The organism is Sphingobium sufflavum, from assembly GCF_021403115.1.
In the GTDB taxonomy this organism is placed as follows: Bacteria; Pseudomonadota; Alphaproteobacteria; order Sphingomonadales; family Sphingomonadaceae; genus Sphingobium; species Sphingobium sufflavum.
Genome location: NZ_JAJSSH010000007.1, coordinates 195,096 through 221,766, shown reverse-complemented (window position 1 = coordinate 221,766; position 26,671 = coordinate 195,096). Strand labels below are relative to the sequence as shown.

Here is a 26,671-nt window from a genome sequence, read left to right as displayed (position 1 = left end):
CCGTCTCTTCTCCTCCATGATCCGCATGTCTGGCTGGACCATCGCCTTCCTGATCGTCGCCGCGCTTCAGATCGTCGCGCCCAGCACGGTTCATGCCGAGCGTATCAAGGATCTGGGCGCGTTTCAGGGCCTGCGCGTCAACCAGCTCACCGGCTATGGTGTGGTGGTCGGCCTGGCGGGCACGGGCGACGACAGCCTCGACTATGCGACGCAGGGTGTGAAGGGCGTCGTCTCGCGCTTCGGCCTGACCCTGCCGCCCGGCGTGAACCCAAGCCTCAAGAATGCGGCGGCGGTGCTGGTCACGGCCGACCTGCCAGCCTTCGCCAAGCCCGGCCAGCGCCTCGACATCACCGTGTCGGCACTGGGGAAGGCCAAGTCGCTGCGCGGCGGTACGCTGGTCATGATGCCGCTGCGTGGTGCGGACGGACAGATTTACGCGATGGCGCAGGGCAATCTTGCGGTCGGCGGTCTGGGCGTTTCCGGCGCTGACGGGTCGCAGGTTTCGGTCAACATCCCGTCGGCCGGTCGTATTCCCGGCGGCGCGACGGTGGAGCAGACGGTTGCTACCGGTTTCGACACCTCGCCCACCATCACCTTCAATCTTGCGGAAGCGGACATCACCACCGCGCTGCGCATCGCGGATGCCGTGAACATGGCGTTCAACGACAAGCGCGCGCGGGCCATGGACGCCGTATCGATCACCATCGAAGCACCCCAGGGCGCCGAAAGCCGCACCATGATGATGGGCCTGATCGAGAATATCCAGGTCAAGCCCGCTGAGGCCCCCGCCCGCGTCATCGTCAATGCGCGCACCGGCACCGTCGTCATCAACGGCGCGGTACGCATCGCCCCCGCTGCCGTCTCGCATGGCAAGCTGACCGTCGCGGTGCAGGAAAGCCCGCGCATTTCGCAGCCCGCGCCCTTCTCCAATGGCCAGACCGCCGTCGAGCAGTCGAGCAAGATCAACGTCACCGAAGAGAAGAAGCCGATGTTCGAATTTAAAACCGGCGCCTCGCTGGCCGATATAGTCAAAGCGGTGAACGCGATCGGTGCCGGGCCGTCCGATCTTGTCGAAATTCTTCAGGCGCTCAAGCAGGCGGGCGCGATGAAGGCTGAGCTGGAGGTGTTGTGATGATGACGTCCGCAATCTCCAACCCCCTGTCGATGGCGACCAAAATCGGCACGGCGGCCATCGGCGCCGTGACCGGGGCGGTCAGCGACGCCGCCGCCGAGGAAAAGGCCAAGCTGGAAAAGACGGCCAAGGCGTTCGAGGCGGTCTTCGTCCGGCAGTTGATCGGGTCGATGCGTTCGGCCGGCTTTGGCGACGACCTCACCGGGTCCAGCGCCGTCGATCAGTTTCAGGAAATGTCCGACGCGCGCACCGCCGACAATATGGCGGAGCAGGGCGGGCTGGGCATTGCCGAGATGCTGCTGAGCCGTCTGGCGCCCAAGGCGAAGTCTGCCGCGGCGTCCGTCACGGCGCTGGCGAACAAGGGACAGGGTGAATGAGCAGCGATCTCCTGAGCATCGGTGCATCCGGCACGCGCGCCTATCGGGCTGCCATGGGCGCGGTGTCGGAGAATATCACCAACGCGACGACCGAAGGTTATAACCGCCGCACCGTACAGTTGGGGGAGTCCCCGGCTTCCGCCACCACGTCTCGTTTCTACAAACCCGGCGTTGCCTTTGGCGGTGTCGATGTGGTCAGCGTCGTCCGCAAGACAGACGATTATCTCGACCTCGCCGCGCGCCTCGCCAGCAGCAATTATGAAAAGGCGGACGCCCGCGCGACCTGGCTGGGCAATATCCAGACGGCGCTGGACGACGGTTCGCTGGGCGTGGGGCAGCGGATGACCAGCATGTTCTCCGCCGTCGAGATGCTGGCCGCCAACCCGACCGACGTGACGCGGCGGACCAATGTGCTGTTCGCCGTCGAACAGGTGAACACGGCGTTCAAGCAGACCATCGAAGACCTTCACAACGTCAAGTCGGGCATCATTACCGAGGCCGGGAACGAGGTGCATGCGCTCAACAGCGCGGCGGAACGTCTGGCGTCCACCAACGAGGCGCTGCGCCGCGCCATCCCCGGATCGTCCAACCAGGCCCAGCTTTTCGATCAGCGCGACGAAGCCCTGGTGGATATCGCCAAGCGGCTGAACGTCACCGTGAGCTATGGCGAGAATGGAGCCGCCAGCGTGTCCTTCGAGGGCAAGAAGCTGGTCGATAATATCGACGTGACGGCGATGGAGGTGAATGCGGCCAGTGACGGCACCTTGTCGTTCGCGGTCGGGGGAGCCGCCGTGGGGCAGCCGGGCACTGGCAGTCTTGCAGGCCTCGTCGGCAGCGCGGAGGTCAACGCTGATCGGGTCACTGCGGTCAACGACCTTGCCACGAAATATAAGGACGACATGAACGGCTGGCACAAGGCAGGCCTGATCGGCGCGCCGCCCAGTCAGAATGGCGACAACATATTGTCCATGTCGGGCGATGCCAGCACATTGACGCTGCTCATCACCGACACCGCAAAACTGGCGACCTATTCGGCGGATGGCCGTACCAACGGCAATCTGGTCAATATCACCAGCATTCGCGACGAGGATGGCGTGGAGAATGGCTGGACGGCGATCATCTCCACCCACGCCAACATGCTGGCCGCGACCAATGCGGAACTCAGCGCGGCCAGTTCGCGCGACCAGCAGGCGCAGGCGGCGCGGGCCGACGTCAGCGGCGTCGACCTCGACCGCGAAGCCGCTGACCTGATGCGCCTCCAGCAGGCCTATCAGGGCAGCGCCCGCATCATTCAGGTGGCGCGCGAAACGCTCGACGCCATCTTCGCGATCTTCTGATCCAACGGGACATAGCTCATGGTTTTCATCACCAACCAGTCCGTCAATGCCGAGATCAAGCGGCAGCAGAAGCTCGCGAACGATATCGCCAACTATCAGCAGCAGATTTCGACCGGCGTGAAGTTCGACAAGCCATCGGATAATCCGCAGGACTGGATCCAGATTTCCTATGTCGGGCGGCAGCAGTCGTTGAACGGTGCGTGGCAGAGCAATGTGACCTTTGCGCAGTCGCGCTCGGCGCAGGCCACCTCCAGCCTCGACGATGTCAGCAACCTGATGACGAAGGTGAAGGAGGCGCTGATCTCCTCCACGTCGCAGGCGCCGGGTTCGCCGGGCGTCGAGTCCACCGCGCTGGTGTTGCAGGGCATCCGGGAAAATATCACCAACATCCTCAACCAGAAGGATTATCAGGGTACGCCGGTGTTCGATGACGGCAACACCTCCGTCACCATCCCGGTCGGCAAAGGGCTGGCCTATGAAGCGGTCGGCACGCGCAAGAGCATCGAGGAAGGCATCGTCACGGATTCGGGGACGAAGACCATCTACGACATATTGGATGCGGCGATCGCGGCGGTCCGGGCCAGCGACAGCGCCGGGATCAGCAAGTCTCTGGGCGAGGCCAATGCCGCGCTGGACCATGTCATCGTGCAGGGCACCCGTCAGGGCGTGCGGGAGACTAGGCTGGGCAATGAGGTGGAGCGTTTGCAGACCGCCAATCTCCAGTTGGCGGAGCGGCGATCCAATCTGGAGGATACCGACCTGACCGAGGTGATTACCAGGGTGCAGGCCAAGCTGACGTCGCTCCAGGCGGCGCAGGCTGCCTTCGCCAAAATTAACCAGCAATCGCTGTTCGACCTGCTGCGCTGATCGCGCGGATATTTTTTCGGGCCGGTAAAACGAAAGCCCTTGTCGGGGAAGGCCGAAAAAGCCGGATCCGACGGGGCTTTTTTCCGTTCAGCGCCGGTGCGGAACGGGTGTGGGAGGGGGCAGCGGAGGCCGCGGTAAACACGGCGCTAACCTTACCCCTAAACCCTGTTTTGGCCGTGCCGTTCTATAGCAGTGAAGCCCGTCATCAGACAGGCGGACCAGATTTTTGTGAATACGGGGATTGAGATGTTTGCAGGTATTGGCATCGTTGTCCTTCTCGTCATGGTCTTTGGCGGCTTCGCCTTCACCGGAGGCGACCTCGGGCCAGTGCTGCACGCATTGCCGCACGAAATGCTCATCATCGGCGGTGCGGCGGTGGGTGCGCTCATCATCGGCAACAGCGGCGCGGACCTCAAGGCGCTGGGCGGCGGTCTGGGCAAGGTGTTCAAGGGCGCGCAGTACAAGAAACAGGATTTCCTCGACTGCATCTTCCTTGTCAGCAAGCTGATGAAGATGCTGCGCGTCGAAGGCCCCGTGGCGCTGGAGCCGCATATCGAGGATCCGAAAAGCTCCGCGGTGTTTGCCGAATATCCCAAGCTGATGAAGGACAGCGCGCTGATCCACCTGATCTGCGACACACTGCGCCTCGTCGTCGTGTCGTCCGGCACGCTCGACCCGCATGCGGTCGAGGATGTGATGGATAATGCCCTCAAGACCCACCACCATGAGGCGATCAAGCCTGCGGACGGCCTTCAGAGCCTTGCCGACGCCTTTCCGGCGCTGGGCATCGTCGCGGCCGTTCTGGGCGTGGTCAAGACCATGGGTTCCATCGACAAGCCGCCGGAAATCCTGGGTGCGATGATCGGTTCGGCGCTTGTCGGTACCTTCCTCGGTATTTTGCTGGCCTATGGCCTTGTCGCTCCCTTCGCCACCCGCTGCCGCGGCGTGATCGAGGCGGATGGCGCCATGTATCATGTCGTCAAGCAGATCATCGTCGCATCGCTGCATGGCCACCCGCAGCCGCTGGTGATCGAGGCGGCGCGCTCCAACCTTACCCATGCGAACCAGCCCGGCTTTGCCGAAGTGTTCGACGGCATGCGCGGCCGCTGAGCGATTTAGGGGACAGTAGCAATGGCCGGACCAGCCAAGAAAAAAGCGAACGAGCCTGAGCCAAGACCGATCATCGTCAAGAAGATCATCGTCGAGGGTCATGGCGGGCATCATGGCGGTGCATGGAAGGTGGCCTATGCCGACTTCGTGACCGCGATGATGGCGTTCTTCCTGCTGATGTGGTTGCTGGGCGCGACCACGGAAAAGCAGCGCAAGGGCCTTGCCGACTATTTCACGCCCACGCTGATCCAGACCAAGGAGGGCAGCGCCGGTTCCAACGGCATGTTCGGCGGCGACAGCATGATGGGCAAGGAAAATTATCCGACCACGGGTGGGCAGGGCAACCTGGCTATCACCATCCCGCGCGACGCCACCGGCACCCGCGATTCAGGCGGCAAGGCCCTGAAGGATCGCGACCGGCAGAAATTCGAATCGCTCAAGAAGGCCGTGCTCGACAAGCTGGCCAAGGAGGAGACGTTGCGTCGCCTTGCCAAGAACATCAAGTTTACGGAGACGAAGGAAGGTCTGCGGATCGACCTGATCGACGAGGCGGATTTCGCGATGTTCGGCAGCGGCAACGACAAGCTGGCCCCCGAAGCGCGCAAGCTGATCGCGCAGGTCGGCAAGGCGATCAGCGGCCTGCCGAACGAGGTGATCGTGCGCGGCCATACCGATGGCATGGGCTATGCCAGCGGCGGCATGAACAACTGGCTGTTGTCCTCCGCCCGTGCCGAAGCGACCCGTGTCGAACTGGCGCGTAGCGGCATCAGCAACCGTCGCTTCTCGCGCATCGAGGGCGTGGCCGACCGGGAGCCGTTCACTCACGACCCCTACGACCCGCGCAATCGCCGCATGTCGGTGGTGCTGGCGTGGTCCACGGTTGCGGAATCGCAACTGGGTTTGCAGGCCAGCCGCGATCGGCCGGAGGAAGCCGCTGCCGATCCCGACGTCCGCGCCGCGATCGAGGCGCGCGACAATCCGCGCAACGTGATGCGGGAGAATGCGCGCCGTGCCGATCTGGGCAAGACCGGATTGCCGACGGGTGCGGTCATCCTGAACGCGAACGACATTCCCAAGCGCACGGGCGCGACACCGCCCGGCAAAACGGACGCCATGTCGCACTAGAGCGCCCTATTCGGGCACCGTGTTTCGCGATGGCCACCCGGCCACCGCACCGATCTTTGGAGAGGGAGACGGCCCGCCGCGACGCCCCATGTGGCAGCGCGGCGGGTCGGCTTATTTCCGATCTGCCTTGGCGAAATGCGCCATCTGGTCTGCATGGGCCTTAGCGAAGGATGGGCGAGCCGTGGCGCGGGCGACATAGGTGCGGCACGCCGGATAGGGCGCCAGTCCATCGAACCGATCGACCAGACGCAGCACATCCGCCATGAGAATGTCCGCGATGGAGAATTGCCCGGCCGCCAGCCATGGCCGCGCAGCCAGCACCGGCTCCAGATGCCGGAGCCGGATCGTGAGGAAGTCGTCCAGCTGCTTCGAGCCGGGCGCGCCCTCATTATCCCCGGCGAACTTCAACAGCGACCAGGGCAGGCTCGCCATCTCGACCGAGTTCAACGCGGCGAACAGCCATTCCAGCACTGCACTGCGCCCGCGCGGATCGACCGGCATCAGCGCGCCGCTCCGCTCGCCCAGATGCAGCAGGATCGCGCCGCTTTCGAAGATGGAGAGGTCGCCGTCGGTCAGCCAGGGTACCTGACCAAAAGGCTGATGCAGGAAATGCGTGGCGTCCCGGTCGCCAAAGGGCACGCTCTCGACCCGATAGGGCAGGCCGGCCTCCTCCAGCGCCCATCGGACCCGCAAATCCCGCACATAGCCGCGCGGCAGAGCGGGCACCCAGTCGAAGGTCGTCAGGATCAGATCGGCCATGGGCATGTCCTTCCAGTCTCGTCCTACAGAAACTCCCGCACCGCTGCGACGAAATCGTCCAGCCGATCGTGGTGGACCCAGTGGCCGGCCCCCTCCATGCTGATGACGCGAGCGTCGCGGAACATCGCGGCGCGGCCATCCTCGGCGGGATTATGCGCCCAGCTTTCCTTGCCATGGAACAACAGCACCGGGCAGGTGATCGCCCCCCAGATGGCGCGTCGCTCCGGGTCGGAGGGGTCCATCGGCTGCTGCGCCTGAATATAGGGATCGAACTTCCAGCCATATTGACCGGACTCGAAACGCCGCATCGCCCAGATGGCGAGGTGCCGCGCCTGCTCGTCGGAGAGCTTCGAATTGCCCTTCTTCATCCGCTCGACGCCTTCCTCGATGGTGGCGAAGGTGCGCGGGGTCTGGGCGGCCATGGCCTGACGCTTCTCGATCCAGCCGCGCCACTGGTCGACCAGGCTGAGCGGCGGCTGGTCGTGGATGACGCGGAAATCCTCCATCGCGGCCAGACCCTCGATCACGGCAAGACGGCGGACTTTTTCGGGGAAGAGGCCGGTGTAGCGCAACGAAATCGCGCCGCCATAGCTGTGCGATACGATGTTAACGTGCTCTGCGCCGAGGTGCGAAACGAGGTTGGCGAGGTCGCAGGCCATATATTCCATCGTATAGGCGCCATCGGGCGACCAGTCGCTGTCGCCATGGCCGCGCAGGTCGGGGCAGACGACATGCCAGTCGTGACGCAGCCGCTCCGCAACCCAGTCCCAGTTGCGGGCATGGTCCTTGCCGCCATGGACGAGCAGCAGCAACGGCTTGTCCGGGTTGCCCCAGTCGACATAGCTGAGCCGGAGCCGCTGCGAGTCGAAACGGTGGGTGACGGGGCCAAGGCCCTCGTGCAGTCCTCCACCATTTTGCGGGTTGCCATCCACCATGCCGGTCACTCGCCTGTGAAAACAGGTTTGCGCTTTTCCAGGAACGCCTGCACCGCATTGGCGCCGTCGGGGCGGCCCAGTGCGGCGGCGATGGCGTTCGCCTCCGCTTCCAGTTGCGTGCCATAGTCATTGGCAAAGCTGCTGGCGAACAACTGCTTCACCGCGCCGAAGGATTCGGTCGGTCCCTGTGCGATAGCCCGTGCGACCTTCAGCGCCTCTTCCTGCAATGCCTCGTCCTCGACGACGCGGGTGACGAGGCCGATGTCGGCGGCTTCTTCCGCGGTGAGGCGACGGCCGGTGAAGGCCAGTTCCTGCGCGCGACGCAGGCCGATGACGCGGGGCAGGTTCCAGGTCGAGCCGCCGTCACAGGTCAGCCCCAGCGCGGCATAGGCCCACAGATAGGTGGAAGACCGGCCCGCGATCGCGATGTCCGCGCCCGATACCAGGCTGAAGCCTGCGCCCGCCGCCGCGCCCTGCACCGCCATCACCACCGGCGCGCGATGGGCGTTCAGGATGCGCAGGCTGTCGTGCAGCCGCCGGGCCATCGCGCCGATCAGGCCCTGTGGATCATCGGTATTGCCGAACGCGCCGACATCGCCGCCCGCGCAGAAATTCTTGCCCGTGCTGTTGATGAGCCAGGCCCGCACGGAGCGATCACGCGCATAAGGTTCCACCAGCGCATAGAGGGCATCGGCAAGGTCCATGCTCATGGCATTGCTCGCCTCCGGCCGATTGAACGTCAGCGTCGCGACGCCATCCTCGATCGTGCCCAGCACCAGTTCGGTCATCTCAATCTCCTGCAGTTGATCCGGGCATAGACGGGGAGGGGGGCGGGGGCAATCGTGGGAGGGCGGGGTCGGCAAGAGGCGAAGGCGATCCCGACGTAAGTGAAATCCATCGGGTTGTGGATATATGATTCATATATTAATCGCATATGGATCATATGAGGAATTTCGCATGGGCATCGTGAACATAGAGGATGATCTGCACGAACAGCTACGCCGGGTGAGCAAGCTGTCCTGCCGGTCCATCAACGCGCAGGCGGCCTACTGGATCAAGATCGGGATGCTGTGCGAGACGAATCCGGCGCTCAGTTTTACCGAGATCATCCAGCGGGAGATGCGCTCCGCAGGCGTTGCGGCGCAACCGCTGTTGGTGGAAGACGCATGACGAAAAGCCCGCAAGAGGTGGCGTTGCTGGCCGAATCCGGCCGGCTGCTGGCGTCGGTGTTCGAAATGCTGGATCGCACCGCCTTCACAGGGCTGTCGACCTTGCGGATCGACGCCATGGTCGAGCATTTCATCGTCCACGACCTTCAGGCCCGGCCCGCGAGCAAGGGGCAATATGGCTATGGCTTTGTGTTGAACAGTTCGGTGAATGACGTGGTGTGCCACGGCGTCCCGTCGCCCTCTGTGGTGCTGCGCGACGGCGACATCGTCAATCTCGACATCACGCTGGAGAAGAATGGTTATATCGCGGACTCCAGCAAGACTTATCTGGTCGGCACGGTCGCGCCCGCCGCAAAGCGTCTGGTTCAGGCGACCTATGACGCTCTGTGGCTGGGTATAGGTGCGGTTCGTCCGGGCGCGCGGTTGGGGGACATTGGCTGGGCGATCGAACGCCATGCCAAACGGCATGGCTATTCCGTCGTGCGCGAATATTGCGGCCATGGCATCGGCCGGGAAATGCATGAGGAGCCGCAGGTTCTGCATTTCGGCAAGCCGGGAACCGGCCTCGTTCTGCGAGAAGGCATGGTTTTTACGATTGAGCCGATGCTCAACCGGGGTCGCCGGAGCGTGCGAACGGAGGATGACGGCTGGACCGTCGTGACGCAGGACGGGTCGCTCTCCGCGCAGTTTGAGCATACCGTCGCCGTCACGGCATCGGGCGTGGCGGTGCTGACCCTGCGGTCCGACGAGCAGGACAGGGTGGGCAGGCGGAAACTGGTGGCCTGAACGAAACGGGGGCTTCCCGAAAAGCCCGACCTTCCCAGCCTATTTCTGAAGTCGTCGCTCAATGGCGGTCCACAGGCTGGCGTAGCTGGCGGCGGCGGGGCTGCTCGCGGCGAATTCTCCCAGGGGCGCGCGCTTGACCGTCATTTGCTCGATCGCGCTCGCCATGCTGATGACCGGCCAGTCGGGCTGGTCCGCCATCGCGCGGCTGTGCAGGCTGCGGCGGCGGTCGACCATGGAGTAGACGGGCAGGATCGGCGGATGGCGGCCGCCTTTTTGCATCAGGAAACGCGCGACTTCGCCCAGCGCACGCTGCGACAGGGGGGATGGGATAACCGGTACGATGACCAGGTCCGCCGCCTGCAACACCTGTTCCGCCGTTTCGGTCAGGCCGGGTGGGCAGTCGAGGATGATGCGATCATAATCGCTCGACAGGCCATCGAGCAGCCGGGCGAGCCGTTTTTTCTTGCCGAGGTCGAACAACATGCGGTCGAGTCCGCGCAGCGAGGTGTCGGCCCCCAGCACGTCGATCCCGTCGAACCGGGATGGCTGGCACAGGCTGCGGGCATCGACTGAGCGGGAGAATACCGCCTGCGCCTCGGAACCCAGCCCGTTGCCCTCCGTCAGCAGCCATGTCGATGCGGCCTGCGGGTCGAGATCCCACAGCAGGGTGCGGCGGCGCGACAGCCGAGCCGATGCCCAGGCCAGATTGACCGCAAAGGTCGTCTTGCCCACGCCGCCTTTCAGCGAATAGACGGCCACCGTCGCGCTTTGCAGGCCGGCGCCCGCCTCTTTTTGCCCTTTGCTCATGGTCGTACAGGCTATCCTATCGGGCGCGCTTGTCCAACGCCCTGCGATCAGTCGGCGGTCGATAGTGTGGTGAGCAGCGCGGAGAGATCGTGCGAATCATAGGGTTTTTGGGCCACCGGCACATGAACAAAGTGGTTGGGCAGGTCCAGTTGCTCGCCATAGCCGGTCGCGAACAGGAAGGGCACGCCGCGTTGCGCCAGCGCTTCCGCGATGGGCAGGCTGGTTTCCTCGCCCAGATTGACGTCGAGGATGGCAAGCGTCGGCTGTTCTCGCTCGATTTCCGCCAATGCCTGCGCGGTGTTGGAGGCGACGGCGATGCGCGTCGCGCCCAGTTCGCGAATCATGTCCTCCGCATCCATCGCGATGATGAGGCTGTCCTCGACCAGCAGGACGAGGCCCGCCAGCATCTCCGACCGGGCCGCCAGATTGGTATGGACCGCGATGACCGGTTGTTCCGGTATGTGCGATGGATCGGCGAGGCGCACATGGCGCGCGGGGATGCGGAACTGCGCCTCCAGTCCGGCCAGCTTGTAGCGCACATCGGCATCTCCGCCGAGATCGTGCGGGATGGACTTGGTGATGATGGTGGTGCCGAATCCCTCCCGTTTCGGGGCCTGCACCGCCGGACCGCCCTGTTCGCGCCAGTCGATCAGCAGGTCGCCCGCCTCATTCACCGCCCAGCGTATGATTAGCCGTCCGCTGTCGACCAGCGCGCCATATTTCGCACTGTTGGTCATCATCTCGTGGATAACGAGCGCCAGGGTGGAGAAGGCATTGGGTTCCAGCAGCACCGCCGGACCGGACAGGTCCAGCCGCGCGGTCTGCTTGCCGATATAGGCGTCGGCTTCCGTCTCGATCAACGGGCGCAGCAGGGCGGGCGCCCAATTGTCGCGGGTGATCTGGTCATGCGCGCGCGCCAGTGCATGCACTCGCCCCTCGAACATGGCGAGGAATTTGGTGGAGGCCTCCGTGCCATCCTTCGACTGCCGCGCCACGCCGCGGATCAGGGCCAGAATATTGCGGACCCGGTGGTTGAGCTCCGCGATCAGCAGTTCCTGCCGCTCCGACGCGCGGCGCTTGTCTTCCTGCGCATCCTCCGACAGGCGCAGCACCACCTGCACCAGCGAGGACCGCAGCGTCTCCGCGACGCGCACCTCCGCTTGTGTGAAGGGCGCGCTATGGCCGCTCACTTCCTGGCTCCATGCGTCGAAACTGGCGCGGGGGGTCAGGCGGATGCCGTTGGGTCCATAGGAGGCGGGCTTGTGCGGATCGCCCGCCCAGGTGACGGAGCGCAACCGTTGCCGCCGGAACAACAGCACATAGTCACGCGGTTTGCGGGAGATAGGGATAGCGAGCAGCCCCGCCGCATCGTCGGCATAGGCGTCCGCGCCGGGGATGATGGCGGAAAGATGGTCGGTGGCGCTCACCGCATTGCCCTCCATCGCGGAGAGGCGGCGGACGATGGGATGGATGGCGAGCGATGGCGGGGTATAGCCGCTGGTCGCGACCGCACCGTTCATCATCACCGCGACGCCGTCGCAGGGTACGATTTCACCCAATGTTTCCGCGACCCAGTCCACATCGTTGAGGATCGCCATGTCCCCGGCCAGCGCGGCGAGCAGCCGGTCGCCCGCCGCACGGGCGCGCACGTCATAATCGGCCAGGTCGCGATGCTCCCGGCTCTCCAGCTTCAGCGCGAACATCTGGCCGGACAGTTCGGCCAGCGTGCGTTGCTCGAAGGAGGGGAGGCACGGTTTGTAATGATGGCAGGCGAACAGGCCCCACAGCTTGCCGTTGACGAGGATGGAGACGGACAGCGACGCGCCGACGCCCATATTCTTGAGATATTCGATGTGGATCGGCGACACCGACCGCAGGATGGACAGGGAGAGGTCGAGCGGTTCGTCCTTCTCGTTGCGGGCGGGGATGACGGGGACCGGTTCCGCGCCGATGTCCGCGATGATACGGAAGGGCGTGCGGACATAGAGGGCGCGGGCCTGCACCGGAATGTCGGACGCGGGATAGTTGAGGCCGAGGAAGCGGCCGAGGCCGGGTCGCACCGTCTCTCCCACCACTTCGCCCGCGCCGTCCCGGCCGAAGCGATAGACCATGACCCGGTCGAAGCCGGTCAGGGCGCGAATCTGCCGTGCGCCCTCGTCGAAGAATTTCGCCATCGTCTCGGTCGCGTCGAGGCGCGAGAGAAAGGCGCGGACGAGGTTGCCGGGGTCCATGGAACGATTGGGAACCTGCGGCTCCGCTTCCAGCACAAGCACACCGCCGGAAAAATGGATGGCGCAGTCGAACAGATTGTCGGGCTGGGAGAGGGAGAGGGGCACGGAGAACATCCGCTCCACCGCGTCCGGCCCGCGCAGCATCATCATGCGGTTGCGCAGGAGGTGGATCGCGTCCTCCGTCAGCAATTTGTCGGAGGTCAGGCCGATCGCGTCATCCGCATCCATGCCCAGAAACTGGCCGATGTTGGCGGAGGCGCGCGCGACCGTCCAGTCGGAGGTGAGCGCGAGGAGAAATCCGAAGGGCTGGATCGCGCCCAGTTGGTGGATCGGCTCCCGGTCGCAGTTGGTCAGGTCGACTGCCGGTCCCTGCGCGTCGCTCATGCGTTCGTCGCCGGGACACCGGCGGCGTGGAAGGCGTCGAAGGTGCGCAGGGCCGCGTCGCAGGCCCGGTCGATAGCCTCTTGCGTGGGCAGATGCTCGTCGAGGCTGGCGAAGAAGCCGCGCCACAGCGCAACCTGCGACGGCGCACCGAGGTAGGCGGCGGGCAGGCCGGAGGCGACCCGGCGGGACAGCAGCGCGCCGCCCATCCGCGACCCCTCCAGCACATAGGTCACGCCGCAGACGGACGCGATGTCTCCCGACAGGGCAAAGGGCACGGGCGTCGGCGGCTCGATGCCCAGTTCAGCCAGGTCGGCGCTCAAGGCGGGCCAGCGGCGCACCAATGTCCAGGGCTGCATATCCACCGGCTGATGCGCGTCCAGCCATGCTTCGACCGAGGGGACGATGCGGGCATGGGCCGTCAGGAAGGCGCGATAGGAGGCATCCTCCGCCAGATCGAAGCGGCCGAAGGCCTCGTCCACCATGGCATGGGCATCGCGCGTTGCAGAGCGCAGCGCGTCACGGGGTGGTTCGATCATGCAGTTGCTCAGGGACAGGAGGAATTCCTTGCGGGAGCTTAGGGGGTAGCGGGGTGAGTACAAACTGAAAAGGCGGCGGCGGCCATAATCTCGATCAAGATCCGGCCGTTCGGACGATATTTTCGGCCATTCGGTCGGACGCGGTATGCGCGGGCGGGGGCGGGCATCATTTTCCGCTCTCGCTCTTGGCGGTGGTGCCCCGTCCGACGTCATCGCGCGGCTTGCCCTTGCTGGTGCGCTGGGCAGTAGCGGTGGTGCCCTTCAGCACGGGACCGCAGGCAGCGGACTTGGCGTCCCCCACATCGACGAACGCCAATATGGCGGCAAGTGGTGACGCTGCCAGTCCCAGCCCGACCCCGGCGCCCGCGCGGGTCAGCAGTTCGGGGCTGATGACCGCCAGTCCGGGCGCGGCGAAATGGCCGTTCAGCCCCACGGGCGACTGGCCGGAGAAAAGGCTGAACTTCTTGCCGTCGGCGCGCAGGGCCAGGTCGATGCTTTCGTCCCGGAAACTGAAGCCGCCGCGACCGAGGATCACATTCTTGGTCGTGTCGATCAATATCGGGTCCGCCGCCGCAATGCCATTCTTCACCGTGAAGGCGATCAGGCCGCAATTGATCTGCACCGGCTCCTTCAACCGATCCTCGAACATCTTCTGGATGAACACGCCGATGTCGATCTCCGCCAACTGGATATTGCGCGCCCACATCGTCCCCTTGGGCATGATGACGGCGATGCGACCGTTGGAGGTGGCCAGCGAATCATGCACCGTATCGCCGCTGCCGGTCATCTTGATCCGCGCTGTCAGCGTGCCGCTGGTGCCGCTTTCCTCCACGCCCCAGCGGTTGAGCAGCTTGCCCATGGGCGTGGGCGACAGGCGAATATCATAGTCGGTGAAGACCGGGCGCTTGCGGGCGTTGATGACGATGTCCGACGACAGGTGGCCACCCGCCATGTCGAAGGTGAGGGGCGAGAGTTTCAGCAGGCTCTTGTCGAGGTCGAGGGTCAGACCGATGTTGGAGATGGGGACGTTGGGCGCCTTGATCGTCCGCGCGGTCCATTTCACATCGGCGTCGAAGCGGCTGATCGCGTCCACGCGCAACGGCGCATCGGGCAGGATGCGCGGTGTTCCGCCGACCTGCGTGATCGCCCCCTGCATCCCCTGCGCCGCCAGCCGGTCGGGGTTGTACCCGATGAAGGGGCCGGCATCGACGATGGCCAGGCTCCGCGTCGCCAGATCGGCGCCGAGGTGCAGCCGCCCGCCAGGCTGGGTCACGGTCAGCGTCCCCGCCACGTCGCTTTCCCCGATCAGGCCGCGCAGCCGGGTAAAGCGCCATGCCTGGTCGCCATAAGTCAGGGCGGAGCTGATCCGGTAACGGCGGGTGTCGGGGATGGCCACGCCGATGATGTCGAATAAACGCGCCAGATTGGCGCCCCGCACGGTGAGGGAAAGGTCCGCGCCCTCGATCTGCGTCGCTGCGGGCAGTGTGCCGGACAGGGTGGCGGAGGCGTCCAGCGATCGTGCACTCACCGCCAGCCGGTTGCGTCCGCCCGCGACCGTCTCATTGGGCGATAACAGCCTGCCGGTGAAACTGACGGGGCGACCGCGCATCCGCCCCGTGCCGGTGAAGCCGATGTCCTGGGCAAAGCGCGTGTCGCGGGCGCGGACGGTATCGACCTTGATGTCGGTTTCGATCTGGCGGCGGGGGTCGCGATAGCGGACGGTGGTACCCGTCACGATGCCCTGCCGTATGTCGGGCATGTCGAACGGCTCGCCCTTCCTGTTCGGGTCGCCCAGCGTCCATGTGTTCGTCCTGCCGTCCCGCGACCATTCCAGGTCGGCGTCACCGTTGCGTAACGCCAGCCATGTAATGCGGCGTTGACCCAGAATCAGGCGAAAGGTGGAGAGGCGGGCGTGGACAAGGTCGGCGGCGAACAGATGATCTTTGCTGGCCCAGCCCGTGTTGGCGACCTTGAACTTCTCCGCCACGAACTTGATGCCAATAGGCGCGAAATAAAGCTGGAAGTCGCCGTCGACGGTTACTTCGCGTTTTATCATGCGGCTGGCGATGCCTTCGAAGGGCTTTTTTAGGAATCGTCCTTTAGTAAGGAACAGGATTAACCAGAGCGCGAACAGGGCGCCGAGAACAGTGAGCAGGATGCGAACCAGGAGCGGCAGGCGATGCCAGCGGTCCCGCAGGCGAGGCGCGACGGGGGCAGGCGGCGATGCCGTCCCATCCTCTCCAGCCGACTGCGCAATTTTCGGGTCCAGATCCGCCATCGTCGGGGAACGTATCGGGATGAACGTTGTTCCGGCGCGCGAGGGCGAGGGTTTCGGGCGCTGGACTTTGAAGATTCGAGGATTGGAGGGCGCCCCGCCATCGGCGGTTGTCCCGTGGAGGAAAGGTCAGGCCATGGATAGACGTTCGGAGGGTGCGCCGCGGTCGCTGCGCGATTACCCCCTCTCCCTGCGGCAAAGTGCGCGGGCGGTGTTCGGCGATGCGTGCGATAATGATGGTCGGCCTGCCGATCCCCTGCGCGGGATCGCGAACGCTGGCGAAGGCGTCAAGGCGTCCATTCCGCCGTCCCGGTCCTGAAAGGCGCGATGACAAAGGGCCTGTCCTGACGGAAGGTCCGTCCATCCCCTGTGGGCCGCCATCCCGGCACATCGTCGATCCAGCCAGCCCACAAAACAGAAAAGCCCCGCAGGCCGATGGCCAACGGGGCTTTCCATGGTGGGCGTAGCAAGGATTGAACTTGCGACCCCTGCGATGTCAACACAGTGCTCTACCACTGAGCTATACGCCCACGGGGAAGCGCGCCAATAGCGGGGGGCGGCGCAGGGTGCAAGAGCTAATCTTGCGCTATCCGCACCTTTATCGGCTCCCCGCCTTACAGGCCGCTGGCGCTGTTGCGTTCGAACACCCGATCGACCTCCAGGACCAGGTCCTTGAGGTGGAACGGTTTGGACAGAACCTTGGCTTCCGGCGCCATCTTGCCCGCGCGCAGCGTTACGGCGGCGAATCCGGTGATGAACATCACGCGGGTCGCGGGCGATACCGTCCCGGCGTGCTGCGCCAGTTCGATGCCGTCCATCTCCGGCATGACGATATCGGTTAGCAACAGGTCGAAATGCTCTGATTCGAGGAGCGGGACAGCCTCCGTTCCGCGATCCACCGCGGTCACGTCATAACCCGATCGCTCCAGCGCGCGGGTCAGGTACAGCCGCATCGAATCATCATCTTCGGCCAGCAGAATACGTGCCATCTCAACAAACCCCCAACGGACAAGGGTGCGCGCGCCGACTCCGGGCGCGCACTTCCTCATGGATTCCGTCCTTTTCTTATGCGACAACGGCTTAACAAATTCCATCGGGGTTAAGATTGCGAACAGCAAAACTGCCCAGCGGACGCATGATCGGCGGCAGGGAGCCGCTGCTCGTCCATCCGGCCTTCTGCCAATATGGCGTGCCCGGCGCGGTCGGGCCGGTGGTGATCGCCGTGTCCCACGCGGGTCGTGAGTATCCCGCCGACCTCGTCGTTCGCGCGCGCGTGGGCCTGTCGGGCCTGCAATCGCTGGAGGACCGGCATGTCGACGCTCTGGCCACGGAGGCGATCGGGGTGGGCCATTGCGCGGTGATCGCCCGCAAGGGGCGGGCTATCCTCGACCTCAACCGGCATGAGGGGGAGATTGACGCGACCAGCGTGTCCGACATTCCCCATGGCGTGGCGATACGCGCCAGCGCAAAGCTGCGCGGCGGGCTGGGGCTGGTGCCGCACCGCTACCACAGCATCGGCGACCTGTGGTTGCGCCGCCCGCCCTATGCGGAGGTGGCGGAGCGGATTCGCGACATTCATCAGCCCTATCACGCCCATGTCGGGCAGATGCTGGACGTGGCGGCATCGGCCTGTGGTGTGGCGGTGCTGGTCGATCTGCACAGCATGCCCCCGCTGCGAGGGGCGGCGGGACCGGACCGGGTCGATGTGGTGCTGGGCGACCGATTCGGCCAGAGCGCGTCCCCGGCCATCACCCGCTGCGCGGCGGAGGTGATCGGTGGCCACGGCCTGCGCGTCGCGATCAACGCGCCCTATGCTGGCGGTTACACGCTGGAACGGCATGGGCGTCCGTCCCGCGCCATCCACGCCCTTCAGGTGGAGATCGACCGGTCGCTCTATCTGGATGCGGCGCTGGATCAGCCGGGCGAGGGGGTGGGGCGCCAGGGCCGGATGATCGCGGACCTTGCGCAGGCGCTTGGGGCCGCGCTGGGCGATGTCCTCCCGCTGGCCGCCGAATAGGCGCGGTGCGCTACGGCACATAAAAAACCACCCCATGCGATGCACGGGGTGGCCAAGGTTCAGGGAGGAGACGTCCCCGCAGGGACGCTCATGCAAGACCTGAAAGGGGGGGCAGGCCCTGCATGATCTCTATTTAGAACAGAGCGCAGCGATCTTCAAGGAAGGTGATGCAAAAAAATCGCAGTCCATCGAAAATCGTGCACGCACCGTCCCTCGAAAGTCGAAATTGGTGCAGTGTGTCCTGGTTGCACTATCCACCAAAGCTCCGCAATTCCGCCGGATTTGGCGGCTCGCGTCTCCCTGGCCGACGATAATTCTCGTTGAGGCGGTCTGACGACGTTGCATTGGCCGGGGGGGCTGTTCCAGCGTTCATCATCCGGCTGTGCGTCGCCGCCCGATCCGCCACATCCGAATCACCCAAACAATAATGCCCGCTGCAATCATCATGCAGCGGGCATTGCCTGTCATGCGCGGCCCGCCTCCTGAGAGGCGGATCGACATATGTCTTAGAGCGCGGGCGCCAGAACCGGGGGCAGCTTGCCCTGCTCGACCTGCTGCTGGAAGATCTCGCGGATCAGCTGGAGCGAGAAGAGGTGCGCGTGGATCAGGGGCAGCATACCGCTCTGGTTGATCTTGCGCAGCGTGTCGCCGCGCAGGTCGCGCAGCTTCTGCTCGTTCACCATCTGGAAGCCGCGATAGACATAGGGCTTGTCCGCGCCTTCCGGCTGGATGGCGACTTCGCCTTCCATCAGGAGGTCATAGGACTTGAGTTCCTTCATGAACTCCGCCGTGCGGGCGGCGGCCTGCTCGAACTGCTCGCAAAAGGCCAGGATGCCCTTGGTCAGTTCGGTCGGCTCTGCGCCGTCGAACAGCGCCTCGCCGTCCTCGAACGCGCCGATGGTGCCGACCTTGGGGTCGAAGCACAGCGACAGTTCCTCGCTGTCGGGGCGCAGGCGAGCCAGCATCCAGGGATAGCGGCGGACATAGGCCGGGATATAGCTGAGGCCGCGAATCTTGCCTTCGTCATCGACGATGGTGTTGACGCCCTCGTTCAGGCCCATCAGCGCCAGCGGCACCGGGTCTTCGCCCGACGAGAAGACGATGGGCAGGAACCGCTGGGCGGAGACGAATTCGTCCACGGTCAGCGGCACGGCATGCTGGTCGGCCAGGAACGGGGCCGCATCGACGGCGCGCAGCGTGAAATCGGCGTGCTGCTGGCTGTTGAGCGGCACGAGATCCGAATAGAGGATCGGCAGACTGTTCGATTGCGGCGCGCTCGCCATGACTAGCTCCTATGGATTTTTCGGCGCTCGCAATAGGGGGATCGGCATCGTCAGGCAAGCGGAGTCGAACGCCGGGCCTTATGGGGCGGGCGGCACCAGCTTGCCGGGGTTCATGATGCCGCCGGGATCGAACGCCCCCTTGATCGCGCGCAGTCCGACCAGATGGGCGGGGGAGGCGAGGCGGGCGAGTTCCGCCACCTTCATCTGGCCGATGCCATGTTCGGCGGAGATGGAGCCGCCTGCTGCTGCCACCAGGTCGTTGACGAAGCGGCTGACCGCCTCGCCCTGCTCCGCGATCCAGTGCGCGCCCCGGTCGGCGGGGTCGCGCGGGGGGCGGACGTGGAAATGGATGTTGCCGTCGCCCAGATGGCCATAGCTTTGCGCCGTGCTGCCGGGGAAATGCCCTTCGCACGCGCGGGCGGCGTCGATCATGAAGGCCGGCATCGCGCCGACCGGCACGCTGATGTCATATTGCATCGCCGGGCCTTTCGCCTTCTCCGACGAGGAGACGGATTCGCGGATCCGCCAGAAGGCGTCGGCCTGCCCCTCGCTGCTGGCGATGGTGGCGTCGGTCAGCCGGTCCTTTTCCAAAGCGTCGGCCAGCGCCGCCTCGACGCGCGCGCGCAGGGCGTCGGCGTCGCCAGGGTCGGCCGTCACCGCCTCGACCAGCACATGCCAGGGCGCGGGGGAGGCGATGGGTTTGCGGGTACCCGGCACCTCGCTCAACACCACGTCGACAATCTCGTCGGACAGGATTTCGAACCCTTCCACGGCCTCGCCCAGCGCCTCCTCCAGATGGCGCAGCAGGGCGAGGGCCTGTGCGGTGGAGGCAACGCCTGCCCAGAAGACGGTGCGCGATGCGATGGTCGGGACCAGCCGCAGGCTGGCGGCGGTGATGACGCCGATGGTCCCCTCCGCACCGATCAGCACCTGTTTCAGGTCATAGCCGCGATTATCCTTCTTGAGCGCGGCGAGGCCGTTCAGGATGGAGCCGTTGGGCCATACCGCCTCCAGCCCCTCCACCTGCGCGCGCATCGGGCCATGGCGCAGCACCTGTGTCCCGCCCGCATTGGTGGAGATCAGGCCGCCGACGGTCGCCACGCCCTTTGCGCCCAGCGTCAGGGGAAAGCGCCGTCCCGCCGCCTCGACCGCCTCATGTAATGTCTGGAGGATCACGCCCGCCTCGCACACCGCCAGATTGGCGTCCGCGTCGATGGACCGGATGGCGTTCATCGCGCGCAGCGACAGGATCAGGGCCTTGCCATCGGCGGGTGGGGTCGCCCCGCCGACCATCGAGCTGTTCCCTCCCTGCGGGACCAGCGCGATGCCATGCGCGGCCGCGATCCGCAGGATGGCGGACACTTCTTCGACGTTGCGGGGGGACAGGATCGCGGCGGCCGCGCCATGATATTTGCCGCGCCAGTCGCTGGTCCAGGGTGCGATCAGGTCCGGGTCGTCGATCACCCGGCCTGCGGGCAGCGCGTCGCGGAAGAGCGGTAGGGGGTTGGCTATTGTCATCGTGCACGCCAATATGGCCTTTCGCGCCCGGTCTTGCCAGATTAATCCCTTGTTCAACCGCATGGCCGTAGGCGAAGGGTGCGGGGCTTATGGACTGGGGCAAGGCGTGACAGCGGTTATCGCTCTACTGATCGGCATATGGGCGGCGGACGATGGCATCGTGCGGCTGTCCCCTGACGATTCGCTGGTCCCTGTCTTCGACGGCGCGTCGCGCGACCGCAGGACGGGCGCCAGCCTGTCCGTGGATGACGAGACGGTGGGGGCCATGGCGCCGGACACCGGCGTCGTCACCATCGAACGGCGCATCATCATCCGCATCCCGACCCTGCCACGCCCCGCTGTGCCGGAGGCGCGCAGCTTCTCGCCAAAGGCCGCGGTGGCGAATCCTATTGCCCGGCAAAAGGCGACATGCCTGACCCTGCGTTCCCTGAAAGGGGCCGCGCTGGACGAGCGGGCGGGCATTATATTTGTCACCGCGACGGACAACCGCTATCAGGCGGTCCTCGAACGGGGATGCCGCCCGGTGGATTTCCAGTCCGGCTTCTACCTCAGCCCTTCGGCGGACGGGGCGATCTGCGCCGGTCGGGACATGTTGCACGCGCGCAGCGGCCTGCGTTGCACCATCGCCGGCCTGACCCGTCTTTCCGCCGGCATGTAGTGCCCCGCCGGAGCATTTTTCTTGACACAAGGCGTATAGTCTCGCATGGCGCGCGCGGTACGCCGCCACTTATTGGCGCATGCGGCCACCTTATCCCGGAACACGCATGAACTTTGCCGATCTCGGCCTATCCGAAGAATTGCTGAAAGCCGTCGAGGAGGCGGGGTACAGCACGCCTACGCCGATCCAGGCTCAGGCTATCCCCTCCGTCCTGATGATGCGCGACATCCTCGGCATTGCGCAGACGGGGACGGGCAAGACGGCCAGTTTCGTTCTGCCCATGATCGACATCCTCGCCCATGGCCGCAGCCGGGCGCGTATGCCACGCTCTCTTATTCTGGAACCGACGCGCGAACTCGCTGCGCAGGTGGCCGAGAATTTCGAGAAATATGGCAAGAACCATAAACTCTCCATGGCTCTCCTCATCGGCGGTGTGTCGATGGGCGATCAGCTTGCGGCGCTGGAAAAGGGCGTTGACGTCCTGATCGCGACGCCGGGGCGCCTGATGGACCTGTTCGAGCGGGGCAAGATCATGCTCAACGGCTGCTCGATGCTGGTGATCGACGAGGCGGACCGGATGCTCGACATGGGCTTCATCCCCGATATCGAGAATATCTGCACCAAGCTGCCCGCGCAGCGCCAGACGCTCCTCTTCTCCGCGACCATGCCCGCGCCGATCAAGAAGCTGGCTGATCGCTTCCTCTCCAATCCCAAGTCGATCGAGGTCGCCCGTCCCGCGACCGCCTCCTCCAACATCACCCAATGGCTGGTGAATGTGGACGAGCGGGCAAAGCGGGAAACGATCCGCCAGTTGCTGAAGACGGAAGAGGTCACGACCGCAATTATCTTCTGCAATCGCAAGACGATGGTGCGCGACCTGAACACCAGCCTGAAGCGGCACGGTTTCTCGTCGGGCGAAATTCATGGTGACATGGATCAGAGTTCGCGCATCGCGGAACTGGACCGGTTCAAGAATGGCGGGATCAACATCCTCGTCGCGTCCGACGTCGCCGCGCGCGGTCTGGACGTCAAGGGCGTCAGCCATGTGTTTAACTTCGACGCGCCCTGGCACCCGGACGACTATGTCCACCGCATTGGCCGCACCGGCCGCGCCGGGGCGACGGGCACCGCCTACACCTTCGTGACGAAGGCGGATGCGGAGGCCCTCGACAATATCCAGAAGCTGATCGGCACCAAGATCCCGCCGTTCGAGGTCAAGGCCGAGGCAGCCCGGTCGGGCCGTGACGACAGTCGTGGCGAACCGAGGCGTGACCGTTCGCGCAACCGTCGCGATGAGCGCCCCCGGGATGCACAGCCCGTCGAGGAGGCCGTGCAGGCAGAACCCGTCCGTGAGGAAGCGCCCCGTCAGGAAGCGCCCCGTGAGGAGGTCCCGCGCGAGGCCCGGCCTCCACGCGATCAGGCCCGCAACGGCCGCGCCCGTGAAGAGCGCGCCCGTGAGGACCGTCCCCGCGACGAGGAACAGCGCGACGCCCGTCCGCGCCGCGAAGGCCGTGGCGAGCGGGATCGGAACGATCGCAACGACCGGGACCGCAACCGTCCGTCCAACACGGTCCGCAATGACGCCAACCATGTCGAGGGACCGGACGAGGGCTGGAACGGTCCGGTGCCGGAATTCCTGAACTTTGGTTTTGGCGGTTCGCTCAGCCCGGAGTCCTTCCTCGAAAGCGACGAGTCCGCCGCAGAGGCATGACGGGACGGCGGCCTTGCGCCGCCGCGACCGCCCTTTCGACCCGACTTTGACGGCCGCCGCTCATCCCGGCGGCCGTTCGCACGTCATGCGACCGCTCGACAGCGCGCCGCTTTCCGTGCATCTGCCGACCATCCTTTTCCCGCTTAAAGAGACCTGTCCGTCATCATGGCCATCAAGCATGCCCTTCCCGTCACCCGCGCTGCGGACTTTGCCGCCTGGTATCAGGCCGTCATCAGCGAGGCGGACCTTGCCGAGGAATCCGGCGTGCGCGGTTGCATGGTCATCCGTCCCTGGGGCTATGGCATCTGGGAACGCATCCAGAAGCTGATGGACGCCCGCATCAAGGCGGCAGGCGTCGAAAACTGCTATTTCCCGCTCTTCATCCCGCTCTCCTTCTTTGAGAAGGAGGCCGACCATGTCGATGGTTTCGCAAAGGAAATGGCGGTCGTCACCCATCATCGGCTCAAGGGCGTCGATGGCAAGCTGGTGCCCGACCCGGAGTCGAAGCTGGAGGAACCGCTGGTCGTGCGCCCCACGTCGGAAACGGTGATCGGGCAGGCGATGAGCCGCTGGGTGCAGAGCTGGCGCGACCTGCCTTTACTCACCAACCAATGGGCCAACGTCGTCCGCTGGGAAATGCGAACCCGCATGTTCCTGCGCACCAGCGAATTCCTCTGGCAGGAGGGGCACACCGCCCACGCCGACCGCGCCGACGCGCTGGAGGAGACGCTGCGCGCCCTCGAAATGTACCGCGATTTCTCGGAAACCGCGCTCGCCATGCCCGTGGTCGCGGGCGAAAAGCCGGAGAATGAACGCTTCCCCGGCGCCGTCGCGACCTACAGCATCGAGGCGATGATGCAGGATGGCAAGGCGTTGCAGGCGGGCACCTCCCACTATCTGGGCACGGGTTTTGCCGAGGCCGCGAACATCAAATATCAGGACAAGGAGGGCGGCCAGCAGCTCTGCCACACGACCAGCTGGGGTGTGTCCACGCGGCTGATCGGCGGTGTCATCATGGTCCATGGCGACGACGATGGCCTGCGCTGCCCGCCGCAGGTCGCGCCGCACCAGATCGTCATCGTTCCCATGCTGCGCGACCAGCCGGAGGATGAGGCGATCATCGCCTACTGCCGCGACCTGCACAAGGCGCTGCTGGGCCAGTCCGCCTTTGGCGAGCCGGTCCGCTCCCACCTCGACCTGAAGGCGGCCAAGGCGTCCAACAAGCGGTGGGGCTGGGTCAAGAAGGGCGCGCCCATCGTGATCGAGGTCGGCGGGCGGGACGTGGCCGGCGGCAATGTCTCCGTCCTGCGCCGCGACCGGCTCTATCGGGAGGACGGCAAGATCGACAGCGCCATCCTGCCGCGCGACGCTTTCGTTGCGGAGGCCGCGGCCACGCTGGAGGCCATAGAGAAGGCCTTGTACGTGGACGCGCGCGGTTTCCTCGACGCCCGGATCGAGCGGCGCATCGCCGATCAGGCCGCGCTGGAGCATCATTTCGATGCTGACAAGCCGGGCTGGGTGGAGGTCAACTGGGCCAAACCCACCGGTGCGGCGCTCGACAAGGTGGTGGAATGGCTCAAGGGCCGCAAGCTGACCCTCCGCAACGTGCCCCTCGACGCCAGCGCGGCCGAGGGCGCCTGCATCTTCACCGGCGAGGCTGCCGTGGAGCGGGTACTGGTCGGCCGCTCCTACTGAGGTTCGGGGGGCGCGCCGGGAAGCCCCTGAACATTGACTTCCTCGTCACTCCGGCCTTGATCCGGGGTGACGTCAGGGCAGTGTCCGTTGCAAGGCGGTTTCCGTTGCGCCCTGCGTCCCTCTGCACCATGTCCCGTTCATCGCTGCCTTTCAACCCCGCTCTCTCGCATAGCCCTTGCGGCCCTTCCTCCAACAGGATAGGTTCTCCATTCGTTCTCACTGTGGGGAAGCTGCATGGATCTCGCCGTCATCCTGATTTTCGCGTTGGCGCTTGTCGGCGGCTTTGGCGCGGCGTGGTTACTGCGGGGCAGGGATGTGGTGCGCCTGACGGGCGAACGCGCCGATCTCGCCGCGCGTCTGGAATCGGGTGATGCCATGCGCAATGCCGCCCTGCGCGACCTTGCCGTGGAGAAGGCGCGGGCGGAGGAAGCCACCAGCTGGCGGCCGCAGGCGGAACGGGCGGGGGCGGAGCGCGATCAGGCGCGGGCGGAAAAGCTCGCCCTGACGGCGGAGCATCAGGCGCGTCTGGAATCCTATGAGGCGCAGATCGCGGCCCTCCATCAGGCGCGGGAGCAGCTTTCGGCGCAGTTCAGCGAGATCGGCGGCAAATTGCTCCAGAACGCGCAGACCGCCTTTCTGGAGCGCGCGAACGAGCGGTTCGCTGTCGCGCAGGAGAAAAATGAGACGCAGATCAAGTCGTTGCTCGCGCCGGTTGAGACAACGCTGAAACGCTATGAGGAGGGACTGGGCCGGGTCGAGAAGGACCGGGTGGACAGCTATGCCGCGTTGCGCGAGGCGGTCGATCAGGTGCGGACCGGGCAGGGGCAGGTGCGCGACGAGACGGCGCGGCTGGTCAACGCCCTGCGCTCCAGTCCCAAGGCGCGCGGCCGCTGGGGCGAGCAGCAATTGCGCAATGTCCTCGAAATGGCGGGGCTGAGTTCCTATGCGGATTATCGCGAGGAAGTGTCCGTCAATACGGAGGACGGGCGGCTGCGGCCCGACGTCATCGTGCGGCTGCCCGGCGGGCGGCAACTCATCATCGACGCCAAATGCTCGCTCAACGCCTATCTGGAGGCGTCGGAGGCGGAGGATGAGACGGCGCGGGCCACCCATATGCGCGCCCATGCCGGGGCCATTCGCACGCATGCCCAGCAATTAGGGGCCAAGGATTACTGGACCCGCTTCGGCGACGCCGCCGATTATGTGGTGATGTTCATCCCTGGCGAGCATTTCCTGTCGGCGGCGCTGGAGCATGATTCGGATTTGTGGGAATGGGCGTTCCAGCGGCGCGTTCTGCTGGCCACGCCCACCAACCTTGTCGCCATCGCGCGCACCGTGGCCAGTGTTTGGCGCACGGAGAAGCTGGCCAAGGACGCGCAGCAGATCGCCATGCTGGGCAAGGAAATCTATGAGCGTATCGCCAAGGTGGCGGAGCATATGGGCAAGGTGGGCAAGGGGCTGAACAGCGCCGTCACCCATTATAACAGCCTTGTCGCCAGTGTGGACAATCGCCTGACTTCGACCGCGCGCAAGTTTCGCGACCTCAATGTCGATACCGGCGGCAAGGACATCGACGCGGCGGAGGGGATCGACGTGCTGGCGCGCCTGCCCCTCGCCGTGACGGCCTCCGCGCCCGTCGCTGCGTCGTCGCTGCCGGATGCCCATGATGGGGAGGAGGATGCGGAAACGGCCGCGGTCCAGCCGGAAGATATGACCGCCGGATAGGATCGGCTGCATCGGGGGGACTGCTGTTAGAGGGCAGGGCCGCCTGTGCCTAACCGCTGTTGGACGGTCATATGGGCGATTCGGGTGGCGCGCTGTGCGATCTCGGACGTCCTATGTCCGCTCCCGACAACATGCTCCCCCCAGACGGGGCGCCCCCTATCGGCTGACCTGATGAAGGGCTGGCGGTGGGGAGAGGGGCGTGTACGGCCCGACGACGTGGCGGGAACGGGTAAA

General features: G+C 65.3%; 24 protein-coding genes and 1 tRNA gene. 14 read left to right on the top strand and 11 right to left on the bottom strand.

Features of this window, described 5'->3' with window-relative positions; genetic code table 11:
• Positions 1-25: 25 nt before the first annotated feature.
• From LWE61_RS12320 to LWE61_RS12295, 6 genes are all read left to right on the top strand, one after another.
• Positions 26-1,132, top strand: coding sequence for a flagellar basal body P-ring protein FlgI (locus tag LWE61_RS12320; RefSeq protein ID WP_407696230.1), 1,107 nt, complete (start codon positions 26-28; stop codon positions 1,130-1,132).
• Positions 1,132-1,509 carry a rod-binding protein gene (locus tag LWE61_RS12315; RefSeq protein WP_326490639.1) on the top strand — a complete coding sequence of 126 codons (378 nt, stop codon included), beginning with the start codon at positions 1,132-1,134 and terminating at the stop codon, positions 1,507-1,509. Before LWE61_RS12320 ends, LWE61_RS12315 begins: the two co-directional genes overlap by 1 nt.
• Positions 1,506-2,846, top strand: coding sequence for a flagellar hook-associated protein FlgK (flgK, locus tag LWE61_RS12310; protein ID WP_234150362.1), 1,341 nt, complete (start codon positions 1,506-1,508; stop codon positions 2,844-2,846). Before LWE61_RS12315 ends, flgK begins: the two co-directional genes overlap by 4 nt.
• Positions 2,847-2,864: 18 nt before the next feature.
• On the top strand, positions 2,865-3,713 hold the full coding sequence (locus LWE61_RS12305) for a flagellin (protein WP_234150361.1): 849 nt from the start codon (positions 2,865-2,867) through the stop codon (positions 3,711-3,713).
• A 246-nt stretch (positions 3,714-3,959) separates the two neighbouring features.
• Positions 3,960-4,823, top strand: a complete 864-nt coding sequence (gene motA, locus LWE61_RS12300; protein ID WP_234150360.1) for a flagellar motor stator protein MotA — start codon at positions 3,960-3,962, stop codon at positions 4,821-4,823.
• A 21-nt stretch (positions 4,824-4,844) separates the two neighbouring features.
• Positions 4,845-5,948, top strand: a complete 1,104-nt coding sequence (locus LWE61_RS12295; protein WP_234150359.1) for a flagellar motor protein MotB — start codon at positions 4,845-4,847, stop codon at positions 5,946-5,948.
• Positions 5,949-6,059: 111 nt separating this feature from the next.
• Here the strand turns inward: LWE61_RS12295 and LWE61_RS12290 are convergent, their stop codons facing one another.
• From LWE61_RS12290 to LWE61_RS12280, 3 genes are read right to left on the bottom strand one after another with little or no spacing between them, the layout of a single operon-like run.
• Positions 6,060-6,707 carry a glutathione S-transferase family protein gene (locus tag LWE61_RS12290; protein WP_234150358.1) on the bottom strand — a complete coding sequence of 216 codons (648 nt, stop codon included), beginning with the start codon at positions 6,705-6,707 and terminating at the stop codon, positions 6,060-6,062.
• A 23-nt stretch (positions 6,708-6,730) separates the two neighbouring features.
• Entirely contained in the window at positions 6,731-7,642 is a 912-nt protein-coding gene (locus tag LWE61_RS12285) for an alpha/beta fold hydrolase (RefSeq protein WP_234150357.1), read from the bottom strand.
• 5 nt (positions 7,643-7,647) lie between these two features.
• Positions 7,648-8,430, bottom strand: coding sequence for an enoyl-CoA hydratase/isomerase family protein (locus LWE61_RS12280; protein ID WP_234150356.1), 783 nt, complete (start codon positions 8,428-8,430; stop codon positions 7,648-7,650).
• 169 nt (positions 8,431-8,599) lie between these two features.
• Here LWE61_RS12280 and LWE61_RS12275 point away from each other — a divergent pair, with 169 nt between their 5' ends.
• The gene (locus LWE61_RS12275; RefSeq protein ID WP_234150355.1) at positions 8,600-8,812 is read left to right on the top strand and encodes a ParD-like family protein; all 213 of its coding nucleotides are present in this window, start codon (positions 8,600-8,602) and stop codon (positions 8,810-8,812) included.
• A complete protein-coding gene (gene map, locus LWE61_RS12270) occupies positions 8,809-9,597 on the top strand; it encodes a type I methionyl aminopeptidase (protein ID WP_234150354.1) in 789 nt (262 codons plus the stop codon). The genes LWE61_RS12275 and map overlap by 4 nt, the downstream gene beginning before the upstream one ends.
• Positions 9,598-9,636: 39 nt before the next feature.
• Here the strand turns inward: map and LWE61_RS12265 are convergent, their stop codons facing one another.
• The 4 genes from LWE61_RS12265 to LWE61_RS12250 form a co-directional block, all read right to left on the bottom strand.
• Complete coding sequence (locus LWE61_RS12265; protein ID WP_234150353.1) at positions 9,637-10,404, bottom strand: ParA family protein; 768 nt, start codon at positions 10,402-10,404, stop codon at positions 9,637-9,639.
• A 47-nt stretch (positions 10,405-10,451) separates the two neighbouring features.
• Positions 10,452-13,019: an HWE histidine kinase domain-containing protein gene (locus LWE61_RS12260; protein WP_234150352.1), complete on the bottom strand. Its 2,568-nt coding sequence runs from the start codon at positions 13,017-13,019 to the stop codon at positions 10,452-10,454.
• Positions 13,016-13,555, bottom strand: a complete 540-nt coding sequence (locus LWE61_RS12255) for a biliverdin-producing heme oxygenase (RefSeq protein ID WP_234150351.1) — start codon at positions 13,553-13,555, stop codon at positions 13,016-13,018. Before LWE61_RS12255 ends, LWE61_RS12260 begins: the two co-directional genes overlap by 4 nt.
• Positions 13,556-13,721: 166 nt before the next feature.
• Complete coding sequence (locus LWE61_RS12250; protein ID WP_234150350.1) at positions 13,722-15,833, bottom strand: AsmA family protein; 2,112 nt, start codon at positions 15,831-15,833, stop codon at positions 13,722-13,724.
• Positions 15,834-15,966: 133 nt separating this feature from the next.
• On the opposite strand from LWE61_RS12250, the gene LWE61_RS12245 reads away from it, so the two are divergent.
• On the top strand, positions 15,967-16,149 hold the full coding sequence (locus tag LWE61_RS12245; RefSeq protein ID WP_234150349.1) for a hypothetical protein: 183 nt from the start codon (positions 15,967-15,969) through the stop codon (positions 16,147-16,149).
• 136 nt (positions 16,150-16,285) lie between these two features.
• Here the strand turns inward: LWE61_RS12245 and LWE61_RS12240 are convergent.
• Both LWE61_RS12240 and cpdR read right to left on the bottom strand, forming a co-directional pair.
• A tRNA-Val gene (locus tag LWE61_RS12240) sits at positions 16,286-16,360 on the bottom strand.
• An 84-nt stretch (positions 16,361-16,444) separates the two neighbouring features.
• Positions 16,445-16,819: a cell cycle two-component system response regulator CpdR gene (gene cpdR, locus LWE61_RS12235; RefSeq protein ID WP_234150348.1), complete on the bottom strand. Its 375-nt coding sequence runs from the start codon at positions 16,817-16,819 to the stop codon at positions 16,445-16,447.
• 146 nt (positions 16,820-16,965) lie between these two features.
• On the opposite strand from cpdR, the gene LWE61_RS12230 reads away from it, so the two are divergent.
• Positions 16,966-17,847: an N-formylglutamate amidohydrolase gene (locus LWE61_RS12230; RefSeq protein WP_234150347.1), complete on the top strand. Its 882-nt coding sequence runs from the start codon at positions 16,966-16,968 to the stop codon at positions 17,845-17,847.
• 506 nt (positions 17,848-18,353) lie between these two features.
• Here the strand turns inward: LWE61_RS12230 and LWE61_RS12225 are convergent.
• Both LWE61_RS12225 and LWE61_RS12220 read right to left on the bottom strand, forming a co-directional pair.
• Positions 18,354-19,130 carry a SapC family protein gene (locus LWE61_RS12225; RefSeq protein ID WP_234150346.1) on the bottom strand — a complete coding sequence of 259 codons (777 nt, stop codon included), beginning with the start codon at positions 19,128-19,130 and terminating at the stop codon, positions 18,354-18,356.
• 78 nt (positions 19,131-19,208) lie between these two features.
• Positions 19,209-20,648 carry an FAD-binding oxidoreductase gene (locus LWE61_RS12220; protein ID WP_234150345.1) on the bottom strand — a complete coding sequence of 480 codons (1,440 nt, stop codon included), beginning with the start codon at positions 20,646-20,648 and terminating at the stop codon, positions 19,209-19,211.
• A gap of 106 nt (positions 20,649-20,754) precedes the next feature.
• Between LWE61_RS12220 and LWE61_RS12215 the strand changes: the two genes are divergently transcribed.
• The 4 genes from LWE61_RS12215 (at position 20,755) to rmuC (ending at position 26,437) form a co-directional block, all read left to right on the top strand.
• Positions 20,755-21,306 (top strand): hypothetical protein, encoded by a 552-nt coding sequence (locus tag LWE61_RS12215; RefSeq protein ID WP_234150344.1) that lies wholly within the window; start codon positions 20,755-20,757, stop codon positions 21,304-21,306.
• A 106-nt stretch (positions 21,307-21,412) separates the two neighbouring features.
• Positions 21,413-23,017: a DEAD/DEAH box helicase gene (locus LWE61_RS12210; protein ID WP_234150343.1), complete on the top strand. Its 1,605-nt coding sequence runs from the start codon at positions 21,413-21,415 to the stop codon at positions 23,015-23,017.
• Between the two features lie 165 nt (positions 23,018-23,182).
• Positions 23,183-24,712 (top strand): aminoacyl--tRNA ligase-related protein, encoded by a 1,530-nt coding sequence (locus LWE61_RS12205; RefSeq protein WP_234150342.1) that lies wholly within the window; start codon positions 23,183-23,185, stop codon positions 24,710-24,712.
• A 234-nt stretch (positions 24,713-24,946) separates the two neighbouring features.
• A complete protein-coding gene (gene rmuC / locus LWE61_RS12200; protein ID WP_234150341.1) occupies positions 24,947-26,437 on the top strand; it encodes a DNA recombination protein RmuC in 1,491 nt (496 codons plus the stop codon).
• Positions 26,438-26,671 lie beyond the last annotated feature (234 nt).